Origin of the sequence: Stella humosa (assembly GCF_006738645.1) — a bacterium.
Classification (GTDB): domain Bacteria; phylum Pseudomonadota; class Alphaproteobacteria; order ATCC43930; family Allostellaceae; genus Allostella; species Allostella humosa.
The window spans coordinates 1,923,866-1,938,726 of record NZ_AP019700.1 but is presented as its reverse complement, the minus strand read 5'-3'; the positions used below and the strand labels follow the sequence as shown (position 1 = coordinate 1,938,726).

Here is a 14,861-nt window from a genome sequence, read left to right as displayed (position 1 = left end):
CGACCGCGCCACCACCGCCGCTGACCAGAGCGCTGCCCGCAAGGACGGCGACCCGACACCACCGTCCTAGCCGGCTCATCGCCGCCCCCCTGCCGCTAACCCATTGATCTGGGCCGTTGGTGCGTTTGCGCCATAAGGGCGGAAAATTGCGCGCGCGTTGAACCGGCGAAGATGGATGGGCGACTGAAGGCTATCGAGCGGCGACGCTCACCCGTTCCGGAGACAGTCCGATGGCCCAGAAGATTTCGCGCTCCGTCAGCCGCCTCTTCCACACCTGGCAGGCGCGCAGCATGCACCGCCGCTGCATGGCACAGCTCGACGCGCATCTGCTGATGGACATCGGGCTCACCACCCGCGACCAGCTACGCGAGACCGAAAAGCCGATGTGGCGCGCCTGATCGCCGAAGGGTATCCGACCTGCCGCACCGGCCGATTGCCGGCCGGTGCGGCAGTCAGGCTTACGCCACCGCGCGATTGACGCGGGCCGGCCTTTCCTTGCGGCGCACCTGGCCCGGCATCGACGGGGCCGACGCGGCGACCGCGGCGCGGACCTCGCCCTCAGGCACCCGCTCGATGCGCACGTCGCCACGCTCGACGCGGGCGACGGCGGCCTGGAAGGCCTCGACCACCTGCTCGTCGATCTCGAACCGGGTCTCGCGGTCGAAGATGCGGATGGCGCCGATGTCGGCCTTGGTGATCATGCCCTGGCGGCAGATCATCGGCAGCAGCCAGCGCGGGTCGGCATTCTTCTGGCGGCCGACATTGAGGCGGAACCAGACGCTGCGGGCGATGCGGCTGCGCGGTGCCGCCGTCGGGGCGCCGACGGTACGCGGGCCGGCGGCTGCCGGGACGCGCTCGCGGTCGCGGTCGCGCACGCTGCGTTCCGGACCGGGATCGAACACTTCCTCGGGTGCGGGGAGCTGCGAGCGATAGACCCGGACGAGTGCCGCCGCGATATCCTCGGGTGAGCGCTCGGCCAGCAGCGCGCGGGCCATGGCGAGGTCCTCCTCGCCGGCGGGCTCGGTCAGCAGCGGGTTCTGCAGCATGCGCTGCTGGTCCAGCTTGCGGATGTCGTCGGCGGACGGCGGGCCGCTCCAGCTCGCATTGACCCGGGCTGCACCCAGCAGCAGTTCGGCCCGGCGGCGGCGCATCGGCGGCACCAGCAGGACGCTGATCCCCTTGCGCCCGGCCCGGCCGGTGCGGCCGCTGCGGTGCTGCAGCACCTCGGGGTCGTGCGGCAGCTCGGCGTGGATGACGAGGCCGAGGTTGGGCAGGTCGATGCCGCGCGCGGCAACGTCGGTCGCCACGCAGACCCGCGCCCGGCCGTCGCGCAGCGCCTGCAGGGCGTGGTTGCGCTCGTTCTGGCTGAGTTCGCCCGACAGGGCGACGGCGGCGAAACCGCGCTCCAGCAGGATCGCCAGCAGATGGCGCACCGCCTCGCGCGTGTTGCAGAAGACGATGGCGCTCGGCGCCTCGATGAACCGCAGCACGTTGACGACGGTCAGCTCGGCCGCCCGCGGGGACACGCGGATGGCGCGATACTCGATGTCGGCATGGCCGCGCTCGCCGCCGCCGACCGCGATGCGGTGGGCGTTCTTCTGGTAGCGGCCGGCCAGGCTGACGATGTCCTTGGGCAGGGTGGCCGAGAACAGCAGCGTCCGCCGGTCGTCGGGCATCGCGTCGAGGATGAACTCCAGGTCCTCGCGGAATCCGAGGTCGAGCATCTCGTCGGCCTCGTCGAGGACGACCGCGCGCAGGCCGCCCAGGCGCAGCACGCCGCGCTCCAGATGGTCGCGCAGGCGGCCCGGCGTGCCGACGACGATGTGCGCGCCGCCATGCAGGTTGCGGCGCTCGGCGCCGGGGTCCATGCCGCCGACGCAGGAGACGACGCGGGCGCCGGTCTGGGCGTAAAGCCAGGTCAGTTCGCGATGGACCTGCAAGGCCAGCTCGCGTGTCGGCGCGACGATGAGCGCCATGGGATCGCCCGCGCGCTCCATGCGCTCGGATTCGCCCAGCAGGGTCGTGGCCATCGCCAGCCCATAGGCAACGGTCTTGCCGGACCCGGTCTGGGCGGAGACGAGCAGGTCGCGGTCGATCGCCGCCGGCTCGAGCACGGCGCTCTGGACGGGCGTGGGTTCCTGGTAGTCGCGCTCGGAGAGCGCCCGCGCAAGCGGGGCGCTGGTAGGGGGAAATGCCACTGGAAAGCTGAACCTTTCTCGGCCCCGGCAAGCATTGCCGGGGGCGAACCAACACGGGGCCGGGCGAACCCGGAGGGAAAGGACGACGCCTTCGGCGCGTTGCTCCAAGCAACGCCCAAGCGCACCAGGACCATCCGATCACCGGCACGCGTTCCCGGGTGCGGCCGAACCGCACCACCCGAAATGTCGTTCTATGGAGCGAGGGCATACTCGCCTCGCCGCCGCCGGTCAATTTATATCAATGTGCAGGCGGCGATTCTGGAAGCAATGAACGATGACCATGAACCAACCCGCGTGACCGCAATGCTGGCCGAGATCGACGTCGCATCGCTCAGCGAGGCCGAGGCATCGGCGCTGTGCCAGTCCTGCGGCGCCTGCTGCGGCTATTCGGCCGACTGGCCGCGCTTCTCGCTGGAAAGCGACGAAGCCCTGGCCCGCATTCCCGAGGCCATGGTCAGCGCCTCGCGCGGGGGGATGCGCTGCGAGAACGACCGCTGTACCGCTCTGGTGGGAGAGATCGGCGTGGCAGCCGCCTGCGGCATCTATGCCGACCGGCCGGACGTGTGCCGCGCCTGCATGCCGGGCGACGAGGAATGCCTTGTCGCCCGGCGCAAGTTCGGGCTCTGAGGGCTACCGCACGACGGCCAGCAGCCGGTCGATCTCGTCCTCGGTATTGTAGTAGTGCGGCGAGGCGCGGACGACCGGCGGCAGGCCGCGGCGCTCGGCATCGATGCGCGTGCTGGATGCCTGCGAGGCGCCGATGACGATGCCGGCCTGCTGGGCGGCCGCCACCACGTCTCCCGCCTCGCGCCCTTCCACCGTGAAGCTGACGATGGCCGACGGATTCTGGCCAAGGTCGCGGACGATGACGCCCGGGATCGCCGCCAGCCCATCCCGCAGCCGGCCGGACAGAAGGTGGCAGCGCGCCTCGATCGCCTCTAGACCGATCGCCAGCGCATAGTCGATGGCGACCCCCATGCCCAGGCGCGCGGCGTAGTTGTTCTCCCAGTTCTCGAAACGGCGGGCGTCGGCGCGCAACTCGTAGCGATCGCGCGCGACCCAGGGTGCCGCATAGTGGTCGATCATCGGCGGCTCGAGCTTCTCCAGCAGCCCCTGGCGGACATAGAGGAAGCCGGTGCCGCGCGGCCCGCGCAGGAACTTGCGGCCCGTCGCCGACAGCATGTCGCAGCCGATCGCCTGGACGTCGACCGGCATCTGTCCGACCGCCTGGCAGGCATCGAGCAGGTAGGGGATGCCATGCGCCCGGGCGACGCGGCCGACGGCCGCCGCCGGGTTGGTGAGGCCACCGTTGGTCGGGACCCAGGTGATGCCGATCAGCTTCACCCGGTCATCGATCATGCGCTCCAATGCGGCCACGTCGATCTGGCCGGTGGCGTCGCTCGGGATCACGTCGATCACAGCACCCGTGCGGCGGGCGACCTGGAGGAAGGCGACGTAGTTGGCGGCATATTCCGCCTCGGCCGTCAGGATGCGGTCGCCCGGCCCGAACTGCAGCGAATAGAACGCCATCTGCCAGGCGACGGTGGCGTTCTCCACCAGCGCGATCTCGTCGCGATGGGCGTTCAGCAGGCGGGCCACCGAATCATAGACCGCCTCGCAGCGCTCCAACTCCTGGGTGGCGGCGGCATAGCCGCCGATCTCGGCCTCCAGGTCGATATGCTGCTTCACCGCATCGACCACCGGCACCGGCATCAGCGCGGCACCCGCATTGTGCATGTAGGCGCGCCGCGCCACGGCGGGCGTATCCGCCCGGATCCTGCCGATATCCATCTGGTCCCTGCCCGTCCGCAATGCCGCCGCGATCCCGGCGGCGCGCCAAGGCGCCACAAGCCGGGGACAGTGTCAACGGATCGGCCGCATCAGCGAACGACCCTCAGCCTGTGGCCGGACGCGGCCCGAACAGGATGATGGCAGCACCGGCCAGGCAGATGGCCGCGCCGATGACGTCCCACCGATCGGGCCGGCTGCCCTCCGCCAGCCACAGCCACAGCACCGACGCCAGGATGTAGATGCCGCCATAGGCCGCGTACGCGCGGCCGGCATGGTCGCTCTCGACCAGGGTGAGCAGGCAGGCAAAGAGCCCCAGCGACGCCGCGCCCGGCAGCAGCCACCAGGGCGAGGCGCCCAGGCGCAGCCAGGCCCAGAAGGCGAAGCATCCGGCGATCTCGGCCGCGGCGGCACCGCCAAAGACTATGAACGATCGCATTCCAGCCGCGCTCCCCGCCATGTCCGCGGGTGGAGGGTAGCCGATCGCCAGGCGGCCGCCGCAGCCAAACCGTCACCGGACCGTCGCCGAAGCGTCATCGGCTGAAGATATTGGATCGGCCGATCAGCCGCCCATGGAAATCCGGATACTCATATGACAGTCTTGTTACAGCGTCCGCCGCGCTGCGGATGCGTCACGAAGGTTCGGCATCGACCGGGCCTCGCCGGAGGAAAATGCCTGTGCCTGCCCCGCTGACGATCCTGCACGCCACCGATCTGCACCTGCGCCGCCATCTGCCCGGCAGCAGCGGCCATGCCGTGCGCCGCTCGCGCGAGATTCCGGGGCTGCTGGAGCGCCTCGGCGCCGTCATCGCCGAGCGCCGGCCCGACCTGCTGGTGCTGACCGGCGATCTGGTCGACGTGCCCCACCCCTTCCTCCATGGCGATGCCGCCGCCTATCCGGAGATGATGGCGGAGTCGATCGACGACTACCGGGTGCTGCGCGCCTGGCTCGACGGGCTGCACTGCCCGTGGCAGGTCGTGCCCGGCAACCACGACCGGCTGGATGCCTTTGCCCAGGTGTTCGGCGAGGACCGGACGGTCGAACGTCGACTGGGCGGGTTTCGCATCGTCGGCTTCGAGGATTGGGAGGTGGAGGCCAACCAGGCCCAGCGGATCGGCGTGGCGCGCGAGCGCTTCGAACGCGTGCTGGGCGACGACGATCCGTCGCCACAGGTCCACCTCCAGCACTACCTGATCCGCCCGACGGTCGATTACCGCTACCCGCTGATGTATCGCGAGGCAGCCCAGCTTGGCAGCGAGATCGAGGCGTCCGGCCGGGTGCAGGCGGTGCTGAGCGGCCACTGGCACAAGGGCGAGGCGCCGGTGACGGTGGGCGGCACGACCTATTCCGTCTGCCCCACCTTCTGCGAATGGCCCCACCGCTACCGCGTCGTGACACTGCATCCGGGGACCACCGAGGTCGAAACGCTGGCGCTGGATGCCGGCACCGATCGCACGCGGCGCGGCGGCGCGTTCATCGGCCTCGACCAGTTGGTCATCGGCGACGACTGGAGCCGGCTTGCCGAGGGCGCTGCCCCGCTGCTGCGGGTGGCGACCGCCGAAGAGCGCCTGCCGGTCGTCGTCGCCCCGTGGCACCCGGACCGCCAGGGCTGGCGCGCCGCGCAGGCCATGGCCGACACGATCGCGCGTGCCGCGCGGGCGTTCGCGGCGGAACTCGACGCCGCCTATTTCATCGTGCCGGACGACCTCGATCCGGCAACCCGCGCCCGCCTGCCCGCCGAAGGCGCGCCGTCAGCGGCCGACCTCTTTCCGCATGCCCGGCATGAGCTGGGCGTCGACCTTTCCCGCTCCGTGCTGGCCGGCGGCGGCGAGCGCCTGGCGGCAATCGCCCGCGAACACGGCGTCCGCCCCCTCTCCACCCTGAACCAATAGGGTATCCCACCATGCGACGTTCCATTGCAGCGCTGGGCCTCGGCCTGGCAGCCATCCTGCCGGCCGCCGATCGCGCGGCGGCCCAGACCGTGCTCGACTTTCCCACCTACCAGCTCGAGGAGAGCTTCGGCCCCTGGTGGAAGGCGCTGACCGAGGCCTATGAGCGCGAGAACCCGGGCGTCCGCATCAAGCTGACGAACGCGCCGTCCAACGACCACCACCGGATGCTGACGACGCGCTTTGCCGCCGGCAACCCGCCCGACATCGTGCACATGACGGCCCGCTTCATCTGGGGCTATGCCGACGAAGGCGTGCTGGAGCCGCTCGACCGCTGGATGGACAAGACCGACATCAAGCGGTCGTGGGTGCCCTCGCAGGCGTCGCTTTCCGTCGCGGGCGCCACCTACGGGCTGGTGATGCTGAACTATGGCTGGGGGCTGGTCTACAACGAGGCGATGCTGCGCCAGGCGGGCGTCGCGGTTCCGACCACGGAGCCCGAGCTGTTCGAGGCCGCGCGCAAGCTGACGCGCGACCGCGACGGGGACGGCCGCACCGACCAGTTCGGCATGGCGCTGAACACCTCCTCGTCGTCCTGGGGGTTCATGACCTTCATGCACTTCCACAACGGCCGCGACCGCGACATCGTGCAGAACCGCAAGCTCGACGACGTGGCCGAGATCACGCGCACGCTGGCCCGCATCCAGGAATATGTGAAGGCGGGCGTCACCCCGGCCGGCCTCGACAACAACCCGATGCGCCAGCTCTTCTGGCAGGGCAATGCCGCCATGTATATCGACGGTAGCTGGGCCCCTGGCTATGCCGAGCGCGCGGCCGATGCCGTGCGCAGCGGCTGGCGGATCGCCCCCCTGCCCTTCCCCAACCTGGCCGGCGGGCCCAGCAACGCGCTGGCCATGCCCAAGGACATCTCGGCCGAGCGCAAGGAACTGGTCTGGAAGTTCATCCAGATGGCGGCCAGCCCGGAATGGCAGAAGCGCTATGCCATGGTCACCGGCAACCCGCCGGGCCGCCTGGGCAGCGTCGATGGCGAGGCCCGCGAGAAGTGGCCGTTCCTGGCCCTGTTCGAGGCCAGTGCCAGCCGGCCGTCGCGCTCGCACCTGCCGATCGGCTTCGAGAACGAATACAACCGCTTCAGCAGCATCTTCACCGAGGGCATGACGGCGATGGTCGCCGGCCGACTGACGCCCGAGGCCGCCGCCCGCCAGATCACGGCCGGCCTGAAGCGTGAGATCAAGGGGCTGGAATAGCGCCCATGGTCACCCTTTCCGCGGAGCCGGCGGCGATCCCGCGCCGCCGGCCGCGGCTGGGCCGGCAGGCGCGCACCCGCCTGCTGCTGATCCTGCTGATGCTGCCGGCGATCCTCTGCACGGCCGTCCTCGTCGCTTGGCCGATCGGCAAGCTGATCCAGATCAGCTTCTACGAGCTGCGCCTGGCCGAGCTGATGCGGCCGATCGTCAAGCCGTGGACCCTGGCCAACTATGAGGCCGCGACAGGCCATCCGGGCTTCCTGCCGAGCCTGATGGCGACCGCCATCTTCGTCTTCGTCGGCACCGCCCTGGCGCTCGTCATCGGCCTGGCGACGGCGCTGCTGCTCGACCTGAAACTGACCGGGTCGAGCCTGGTCGAAATCCTGGTCGTCAGCCCGTGGAGCGTGGCACCCGCCATCGCCAGCCTGATCTGGATGTTCCTGCTGAACGACCAGTTCGGCCTGGTGAACTACCTGCTGCTGGCATCGGGCCTCGTCTCCTCGCCCGTCGCCTTCCTGACCTCGCCCGACGTGGCGATCTGGGCGGTCACCTTCGCCACGGCCTGGAAGGCCTATCCCTTCTTCACCATCATGATGCTGGCCGGCCTCCAGTCGATTCCGCATTCCCAGTACGAGGCGGCGATGATGGATGGTGCCGGCCGCGCGCGGCGCTTCCTGGCGATCACGCTGCCCGGCCTGCGCGGCTTCCTGCGCGTCACCGTCTTCCTCGGCCTGCTGTCGGCCTTCCGCAACGTCGAATCCGTGCTGGTGATGACCGGCGGCGGCCCCGCCCGCTCGACCGAGACGCTGGCGGTGCGCGTCTATACCGAGACGTTCCAGTTCCTGTCGCCCGGCCGGGGTGCCGCCCTGGGCGTCCTGACCCTCATCGTGGCCGTCGCCACGACGCTGGCCTTCCTCTACGCCACCCGCAAGCGGGCCGACATATGAAGCGCCGCCTCGTTCCCGCCTTGCAGACGGCCGCACTCCTGCTGGCCGCCCTCTTCGCGATCCTGCCGCTCTACTGGATGGCGGTGACGTCGTTCTCGCGCGCCAACGCCGTGCTGACCTGGCCGCCACGGCTGCTGCCGGACCTGGGCGGCCTCACCTTCGACGCCTACACGGCCGTCCTGACCGGGACCAGCGCCTTGCGCTGGCTTGCCAACTCGGCCGGCATCACGGTCGCCTCGATCGTGGTGGCGCTCGCGGTCTCGGTGCCCGCGGGATACGCGCTCTCGCGCTCGCGCGGGACCGAGGTGAAGCTGATGGGCGCGGTGCTGCTCATCTCGAAGATGCTGCCGGCGACGGTCCTGCTGACGCCGCTCTACGTCCTGGCGCGGGCCGCCGGGCTGCTCGACCAGCCGGCGGCCGTCGTGCTGGGCAACCTCAGCTTCGCCGTGCCGCTGGCCACCTGGATGATGAAGGAGCATTTCGACAAGGTGCCGGTCGACCTGGAGGAGGCCGCCTGGATCGACGGCTGCTCGCGCCTGCGCGGCCTGTGGTCGGTGATCCTGCCCCAGGCGCGGCCCGCGATGGCAGCCGTCACCGCCTATGTCGGGGTGGTGTCGTGGAACGACTTCATCTTCGCCCGCACCCTGCTGACCGGCGGCGACAGCACCACCGTCACGGTCGGCGCCGCCATGATGATCGGCGAATACAACATCGACTGGCCTCGCGTCATGGCGCTGGCCCTGCTGGCGACCCTGCCCGTGCTGGCGATGTTCGCGCTCCTGCACCGGCAGCTCATGCGCGGGATGAGCAGCGGCATGCACTGAGCCGCCGCCGACAGCGGTCCGATCACGAGGCGGACAGGCTTGCGGCCAGGGTTGCCGCCGGCATCGGATGGGCGAAGTGGAAGCCCTGCAGCTCGTCGCAGCGCAGCAGGCGCAGCAGCTTGGCCTGCTCCTCGGTCTCCACCCCCTCGGCCACCACCGTCAGGTCGAGGCCGTGGGCCAGCGTGATGATCGCCTGGATGATCATCATGCTCTCCGAGCTCTCGGCCATCACGCCGACGAAGGAGCGGTCGATCTTGAGCGCGTGGACCGGCAGGCGGGCGAGGTAGGAGAGCGAGGAATAGCCGGTCCCGAAATCATCGACGGCGATACCGATGCCCATCTGCCGCAGGGTGTCGAGCTTGGCGATCGTGCCGGCGACGTCGGTCATGATCAGGCTCTCGGTGATCTCGATGTCGAGGCCGCCACCGGCCGTGTCGCCGTCGCCGAATTCCTCGAGCAGCCGGCAGATGCCGGGGATGAAGCCGTCATCCTGGAACTGGATCGGCGACACGTTGACGGCCACGCGCGGGGCCTGGATGCCGGCGGCACGCCAGCCGCGGCGATCGACCAGGGCCTGGCGGATGGCCCAGAAGCCCACGTCCCGGATCAGGCCGCTGTCCTCCAGCAGGGGGATGAATTCCGCCGGCGGCACGAAGCCCCGGTCGCCATCCTGCCAGCGCATCAGCGCCTCCACCCCGTGCAGGGCGCCGCCGCGCGCATGGATCTTCGGCTGGTAGTGAAGCTGAAACTGCGCGCGCTCGGCCGCCTTCAGCAGGCGGCCGGTCATGCGCAGCTTGTCGGCGACATGGGCATTGAGCGAGGGCTCGTAGAACAGGAGCTGACGCCCGGTCGCCTTGGCGTTGAACAGGGCCGCCGACACGTTGCGCAGCAGCGTGGCGACATCGCCGCCATCGTCGGGGTACACGGCGACACCGACGATGCCCGTCAGGCGCAGCGCGTGGCCATCGGGGGCCGTCGCCTCGGTCACGCTGTCGTTCAGCCCCTGCTCGACCCGGCGCGCGATGCTGAAGGCGTCGCCGACATCGGGCAGGAAGGTGGCAAAATGATCCCCGCCGATGCGCGCCAGGTTCTCGGGGTTGCGCGAGACGGCCTGGAGCCGGTGCGCGAACTGCTGCAGCAGCCGGTCCCCCTCCTTGCGGCCCAGCAGGTGGTTGAAGTCGCGGAAGCGACGGATATCCATGAAGAGGACCGCGATCCGCGTCCCGGCGCGACCGGCCGCGATCATGGCCTGGCCCAGCCGGTCTTCGAACAGCACGCGGTTGGGCAGGCCGGTCAGCGGGTCGTGGTGGGTCAGATAGGCCAGCCGGTCGCGGCTGCGGATATGATCCAGCCCGAAGCCGATGTCGGCCGCCACCTCTTCCAGCAGGGCCAGGACCGGCGGGGTGAAGTAGCCGGGCTCCCGGCTGTAGAGGATGAAGACGCCGACGACCTTGCCGTCGAGCATCAGCGGCAACGCGGCACAGGATCGGTAGCCGAGCTGGATCAGCGCACGCCGCCGGTCGCCGCCGCGCTCGGGCGAGGCCGCGAGATCGTTCTCGAAGACCAGGCGGGCACCGATCACCGCACGCGTGACCTCGCCGCGGCCATCGGGCGGCACGCTGTGGAGCGGCACGTCGTGGGACGGCCCGATCGTGGCCCGGCTGTCGCCGTAACCCTGCACCGAGACCACCTGGTCGAGAACGGGGTCATAGGAGCCGATGGCGGCCGCTCCGAAGCCCCCAAGTTCGTGGGCGATGCGGCAGGCACCCGAGAACAGCTCCTCGCGACCTTCGGCCTTGACCATCAGGCGATTGATGGCACTCAGGACCGAATAGAGCCGGTTCACATGGCGGATCTCGTTCTCCTGCCGGCGGCGCTCGACGAACTGGCCGAGCTGGCTGCCCAGCATGGTGAAGATCCCCAGCATCTCCTGGTCGGCGCGAAGCGGCGCCTGGGCCAGGAACGCCAGCACGCCGACCACCTCGCCGCCGGCGAAGATCGGCAGGGCCACGGCGGCATGGAAGCCCGCCAGCGAGGCCGCGCGGGCCCGCAGGAACTGGCCGCTCATCTCGCCGTCCTCGAACCAGACCGGCCGTCCCTCTTGCCAGGCGCGGCCGACCAGCCCTACCCCGCGGGCGAAGACATGAGGGCGCGAGCCCTCGGCGAATTCCGCCAGCGCCGGATCGGGCGCGTGCCACAGGGCCACCGTGCGCATCGCCTGGCGCTGCGGGTCGATGTCGCGCAGGCTGCCGAAGACGAATCCCAGCCGCCGGCAGATCGCCTCCAGCACCGCCGGGGCCGCGTCATCCAGGCTGTCCATGCGGGCCAGCAGCGTCGACACCGCCTCCTGCACATCGAGCCGGCGCGGCAGCGCGGTCTCGGCGTGCCGGCCGCGCACCGCCTCTGCGAACTGGGCCACCAGGGTGTCCAGGAGGCTGTCGAGGCCGGCCGGCGCCGGGTCCGCCATCGGGGCACCGCCGCCCAGGCACAGCCAGCCGACGCGGGCGCCCGCGATCTCGATCGCATGCAGCAGCGCGCCGTCGCCGGCCGGTGCTGCCGGAAGCAAGATTGCCATCTGCGCCGCCGACAGGCGCCGCCTCGGCGACTCGGAAACGGGCCCCGCCAATGGATCATCGCCGGCCAGCGCCGCGCGCACGGCCTGCGCCGCAGCAGGGTCCAACCCGGACACCGCCAGGCAATGCCCGCCACAGCCATGGACGCTTGCCATCGCCCACGCGGCACCGGCGACCGAGCAGACAGCATCCGCCAACGCCTGGATCAGGGCTTCCTGCGGCCTGTCGGCGGTCAATGCCCGGCAGGCGACAGCCATCCGCGCGAGCTGTTCGCCGGCGGTCATGTCATCGGATCGGTCAGCGGCGCGCCACTACCTGCCATCGTCCTGTGCCCCCCACGGCCGGCCGCGATCATAGCATCGGCTTGGCGGGCGTGCCCGCGGAAGCTGGGGCCATGCCGGAACGGCCGTCGGCCTTTGGCCCTACGCCGTCGGCAACAGCGGCCATGCCGGAACGGCCGTCGGCCTTTGGCCCTACGCCGTCGGCAACAGCTCCGCCAGTTTGGCAGCGGGCATCGGCCGGGCGACGTAGTAGCCCTGCAACTGGTCGCAGCGCATGAGCCGCAGGAGCTTGGCCTGCTCCTCCGTCTCCACCCCCTCGGCGACGACCTTGAGGTCGAGCCCGTGGCCAAGCGCAATGATGGTCGAGATGATCATCATGCTCTCGGACTGCTCGACCATCATCCGCACGAAGGACCGGTCGATCTTCAGCGCATGGATCGGCAGGCGGGCGAGATAGGCCAGCGAGGAATGCCCGGTGCCGAAATCATCGACCGCCAGGTCGACGCCGAGGCGGCGCAACTCGTGCAGCTTGGCGATCGTGCCGACGACATCGGTCATGATCAGGCTCTCGGTGATCTCGATGTCGAGCATTCCGTCGCCACCGGCCTCGGGCCCGCCGAACTCCGTCAGCAGGCGGCGGACTCCGTCGACGAAATCGGCCGCCTGGAACTGCACCACCGACACGTTGACGGCCACGCGGGGCGGCTTGCGCCCCGCCGCGCGCCAGGCCCGGCGGTCGGTCAGGGCCTGGCGGATCACCCAGTAGCCGACATCCAGGATCAGGCCGCTCTCTTCCAGCAGCGGGATGAACTCGACGGGCGGCACGAAGCCCTTCTCGGCATCGCGCCAGCGGATCAACGCCTCGACCGAGCGGATGGTCGGATCCTTGGCATCGACCTTGGGCTGGTAGTGCAGCGCAAATTCCCCACGCTCGAGGGCCAGGCGCAAGCGGCCCACCATCCGCAGCGTGTCGGCGACGCGCGCATTGAAGGATGGCTGGTAGAAGAGGAACCGGCGCCCGGTCGCCTTGGCATTGACCAGCGCGGCCTCCACGTTGCGCAGCAGCGTCGGCACGTCCGTGCCGTCGCCCGGATAGACCGCCACGCCGACGGCGCCGGACAGGTGCAGCGTCTGGTCGCCGATCGGCAGCGGTACCGACAGCACGTCGGCGAAACCAGTCTCGATCCGCCGCGCGATGTCCAGCGCGTCGCCGGCATCGGGCAGGAAGGTGGCGAACTGGCCGGCGTCGAGGCGCGCCAGGTTCTCGGGGATCTGCACCGCCGAGCGCAGGCGCTCGGCCAACTGCTGCAGCAGCCGGTCGCCGGCGAGGCGGCCCAGCGAGTTGTTGACGTCCCGGAAGCGGCGGATGTCGATCAGGATCACCGCCACCTGGCTGCCGCCGCGGCCGGCCTTGATCAGCGCCTGTCCCAGGCGGTCCTCGAACAGGACGCGGTTGGGCAGGCCCGTCAGCGGGTCGTGATGGGCCAGGTAGGCCAGGCGGTCGCGGTTGCGGATATAATCAAGACCGAACGAGATATCGTCGGCCACCTCCTGCAGCAGCGCCAGCGTGCGTTCGGAGAAAAAGTCGTTGCTGCGGCTGAACAGCACGAACACGCCGAATAGCTGCCCGTCCAGCGTCAACGGCAGGGCGGCCGACGATCGGTAGCCTTGCCGGATGGCAACCCTGCGCCGGGCGCCGCCCAGATCCGGGTCGGCCGTCAGGTCGTTCTCGAATGCCGCCCTTCCCTCAAGCACTGCACGGCCGACCTCGCCGCGCCGGTTCGGCGGCACGTCGCGCAGGACGCCGCCCGGCAGCGCGCTCAGTTCCTCTGCTCCAGCCCCTGCACCGGCCACCATCGTCACGCGCCCGGAGCCCGGATCGTAGCTGCCGATGCCGGCGAATCCGAACCCGCCCTGCTCCTGGGCGATCCGACAGGCGCCAGCGAACAGGTGGTCGCGGTCGGGGGCCTTGATCAGCAACCGGTTGACGGCACTCAGTACGGCGTAGAGCCGATTGAGGCGCCCGATCTCCGCCTCCTGGCGCCGCCGCTCGACGAATTGGCCAAGCTGGCTGCCCAAAGTGGCGAACATCTCCATCAGATCGGCATCGGGCGGGCGGGCGCTGCGGGCAAGGAACGCCAGGACGCCCACCACCTCGCCGCGAGCGAAGACCGGGAACGCGGCCGCGGCGTGCAGCCCGGCACGCTCGGCGTCCGTACCGCGCCGGAACTCCGCCGCCGACGCCCCGTCCTCGAACCAGATCGGTTGGCCGGTTTGCCACGCGCGCCCCGTCATGCCGGCACCGGGGCCGAATGTCTGCTGCCGCGAGCCCTCCGCGAAGGCGGCGACCACCGGGTCCGGTTCGTGCCAGACCGCCACCGTCCGCAGGACCTGATACGGCCGGTCGACCTCGCGCAGGATGCCGAAGGCAAAGCCCAGGCGGACGCAGATCGCCTCCAGCAGCGACGGGGCGGCCTCATCGAGGCTGGTCGTATCAGCCAGCACGGCCGCCACCGCATACTGGATGTCGAGCCGCCGCTGCGCGCGCTTGCGCTGCTCGACCTCCTCGGCGATCTCCGACTGGAGGCGGTGCCGCGTCAGAATAGGCCGATGGAGCGCCGTCGCAAGACGAGCCACGCCTTGGAGCAGGATCTCGTCGCGGGCATCGAAGCCGGCCCCGTCCTTGCGGTCTGCGACGACCAGCCAGCCATGCGGACCATCGCCGCCCAAGGGCACCAGCAGCGCCCCTTGTCGCACCTGGGGCAAGTCCCCAACCGCCAGATGGGCCGTGCCCGGCGGCCGGCCGGCAAAGGGGTCGGGCCCCTCGAATGCCTGGCGAAGCCGCGCCGCATCCTCGCCGGCCAGGCCGCAAAGCCAGACATCGGGCACCCCGACATCGGGCGCCTGGCCTGCGTTCCCATGGATGACCGCCACCGACCAGGTCGCATCGCCCACGGCACAGGCCGAGCGGCACAGTTCCGCCATCAAGGCCGCGTGGCCATCGGCCGCGATCAGCGCGGCCTGGGCCACAAGCAGCCGTGAGAGCCGGCCATCATCCGCCATGGCCGGCCCGGCGTTCATTCCGACAGCCC

11 protein-coding genes are annotated in these 14,861 nt (G+C 70.4%); 6 read left to right on the top strand and 5 right to left on the bottom strand.

Going from position 1 to position 14,861, the window contains the following annotated elements; translation table 11 throughout:
- The first annotated feature begins 230 nt into the window (after positions 1 to 230).
- Positions 231 to 398: a DUF1127 domain-containing protein gene (locus STVA_RS09105; protein WP_123688953.1), complete on the top strand. Its 168-nt coding sequence runs from the start codon at positions 231 to 233 to the stop codon at positions 396 to 398.
- 60 nt (positions 399 to 458) lie between these two features.
- Here the strand turns inward: STVA_RS09105 and STVA_RS09100 are convergent, their stop codons facing one another.
- Entirely contained in the window at positions 459 to 2,198 is a 1,740-nt protein-coding gene (locus STVA_RS09100) for a DEAD/DEAH box helicase (protein ID WP_123688954.1), read from the bottom strand.
- Between the two features lie 303 nt (positions 2,199 to 2,501).
- Between STVA_RS09100 and STVA_RS09095 the strand changes: the two genes are divergently transcribed.
- A complete protein-coding gene (locus tag STVA_RS09095) occupies positions 2,502 to 2,825 on the top strand; it encodes a YkgJ family cysteine cluster protein (RefSeq protein WP_123689828.1) in 324 nt (107 codons plus the stop codon).
- Between the two features lie 3 nt (positions 2,826 to 2,828).
- On the opposite strand, the gene STVA_RS09090 is transcribed toward STVA_RS09095, so the two are convergent.
- Positions 2,829 to 3,989, bottom strand: coding sequence for an aminotransferase class V-fold PLP-dependent enzyme (locus tag STVA_RS09090; RefSeq protein WP_123688955.1), 1,161 nt, complete (start codon positions 3,987 to 3,989; stop codon positions 2,829 to 2,831).
- Between the two features lie 103 nt (positions 3,990 to 4,092).
- Complete coding sequence (locus tag STVA_RS09085; RefSeq protein WP_123688956.1) at positions 4,093 to 4,425, bottom strand: YnfA family protein; 333 nt, start codon at positions 4,423 to 4,425, stop codon at positions 4,093 to 4,095.
- A 233-nt stretch (positions 4,426 to 4,658) separates the two neighbouring features.
- Here STVA_RS09085 and STVA_RS09080 point away from each other — a divergent pair, with 233 nt between their 5' ends.
- The 4 genes from STVA_RS09080 to STVA_RS09065 are packed head-to-tail and all read left to right on the top strand — an operon-like array spanning position 4,659 to position 8,915.
- Positions 4,659 to 5,879, top strand: coding sequence for a metallophosphoesterase family protein (locus STVA_RS09080; RefSeq protein ID WP_170216378.1), 1,221 nt, complete (start codon positions 4,659 to 4,661; stop codon positions 5,877 to 5,879).
- Positions 5,880 to 5,890: 11 nt separating this feature from the next.
- A complete protein-coding gene (locus tag STVA_RS09075) occupies positions 5,891 to 7,144 on the top strand; it encodes an ABC transporter substrate-binding protein (RefSeq protein WP_123688958.1) in 1,254 nt (417 codons plus the stop codon).
- 5 nt (positions 7,145 to 7,149) lie between these two features.
- Entirely contained in the window at positions 7,150 to 8,091 is a 942-nt protein-coding gene (locus STVA_RS09070) for a carbohydrate ABC transporter permease (RefSeq protein ID WP_123688959.1), read from the top strand.
- Positions 8,088 to 8,915 (top strand): carbohydrate ABC transporter permease, encoded by an 828-nt coding sequence (locus STVA_RS09065; RefSeq protein ID WP_123688960.1) that lies wholly within the window; start codon positions 8,088 to 8,090, stop codon positions 8,913 to 8,915. Before STVA_RS09070 ends, STVA_RS09065 begins: the two co-directional genes overlap by 4 nt.
- Positions 8,916 to 8,937: 22 nt before the next feature.
- On the opposite strand, the gene STVA_RS09060 is transcribed toward STVA_RS09065, so the two are convergent.
- Both STVA_RS09060 and STVA_RS09055 read right to left on the bottom strand, forming a co-directional pair.
- Entirely contained in the window at positions 8,938 to 11,490 is a 2,553-nt protein-coding gene (locus STVA_RS09060; RefSeq protein WP_142235715.1) for a sensor domain-containing phosphodiesterase, read from the bottom strand.
- A 471-nt stretch (positions 11,491 to 11,961) separates the two neighbouring features.
- Positions 11,962 to 14,850 carry an EAL domain-containing protein gene (locus tag STVA_RS09055; RefSeq protein WP_123688962.1) on the bottom strand — a complete coding sequence of 963 codons (2,889 nt, stop codon included), beginning with the start codon at positions 14,848 to 14,850 and terminating at the stop codon, positions 11,962 to 11,964.
- Positions 14,851 to 14,861 lie beyond the last annotated feature (11 nt).

Bases quoted from the DNA above. Each gene is read 5' to 3' on its own strand.
- STVA_RS09105 (WP_123688953.1), top strand. From the start codon at position 231: ATGGCCCAGAAGATTTCGCGCTCCGTCAGCCGCCTCTTCCACACCTGG.
- STVA_RS09095 (WP_123689828.1), top strand. From the start codon at position 2,502: ATGCTGGCCGAGATCGACGTCGCATCGCTCAGCGAGGCCGAGGCATCG.
- STVA_RS09090 (WP_123688955.1), bottom strand. From the start codon at position 3,989: ATGGATATCGGCAGGATCCGGGCGGATACGCCCGCCGTGGCGCGGCGC.
- STVA_RS09085 (WP_123688956.1), bottom strand. From the start codon at position 4,425: ATGCGATCGTTCATAGTCTTTGGCGGTGCCGCCGCGGCCGAGATCGCC.
- STVA_RS09080 (WP_170216378.1), top strand. From the start codon at position 4,659: ATGCCTGTGCCTGCCCCGCTGACGATCCTGCACGCCACCGATCTGCAC.
- STVA_RS09075 (WP_123688958.1), top strand. From the start codon at position 5,891: ATGCGACGTTCCATTGCAGCGCTGGGCCTCGGCCTGGCAGCCATCCTG.
- STVA_RS09070 (WP_123688959.1), top strand. From the start codon at position 7,150: ATGGTCACCCTTTCCGCGGAGCCGGCGGCGATCCCGCGCCGCCGGCCG.
- STVA_RS09065 (WP_123688960.1), top strand. From the start codon at position 8,088: ATGAAGCGCCGCCTCGTTCCCGCCTTGCAGACGGCCGCACTCCTGCTG.
- STVA_RS09060 (WP_142235715.1), bottom strand. From the start codon at position 11,490: ATGGCAATCTTGCTTCCGGCAGCACCGGCCGGCGACGGCGCGCTGCTG.
- STVA_RS09055 (WP_123688962.1), bottom strand. From the start codon at position 14,850: ATGAACGCCGGGCCGGCCATGGCGGATGATGGCCGGCTCTCACGGCTG.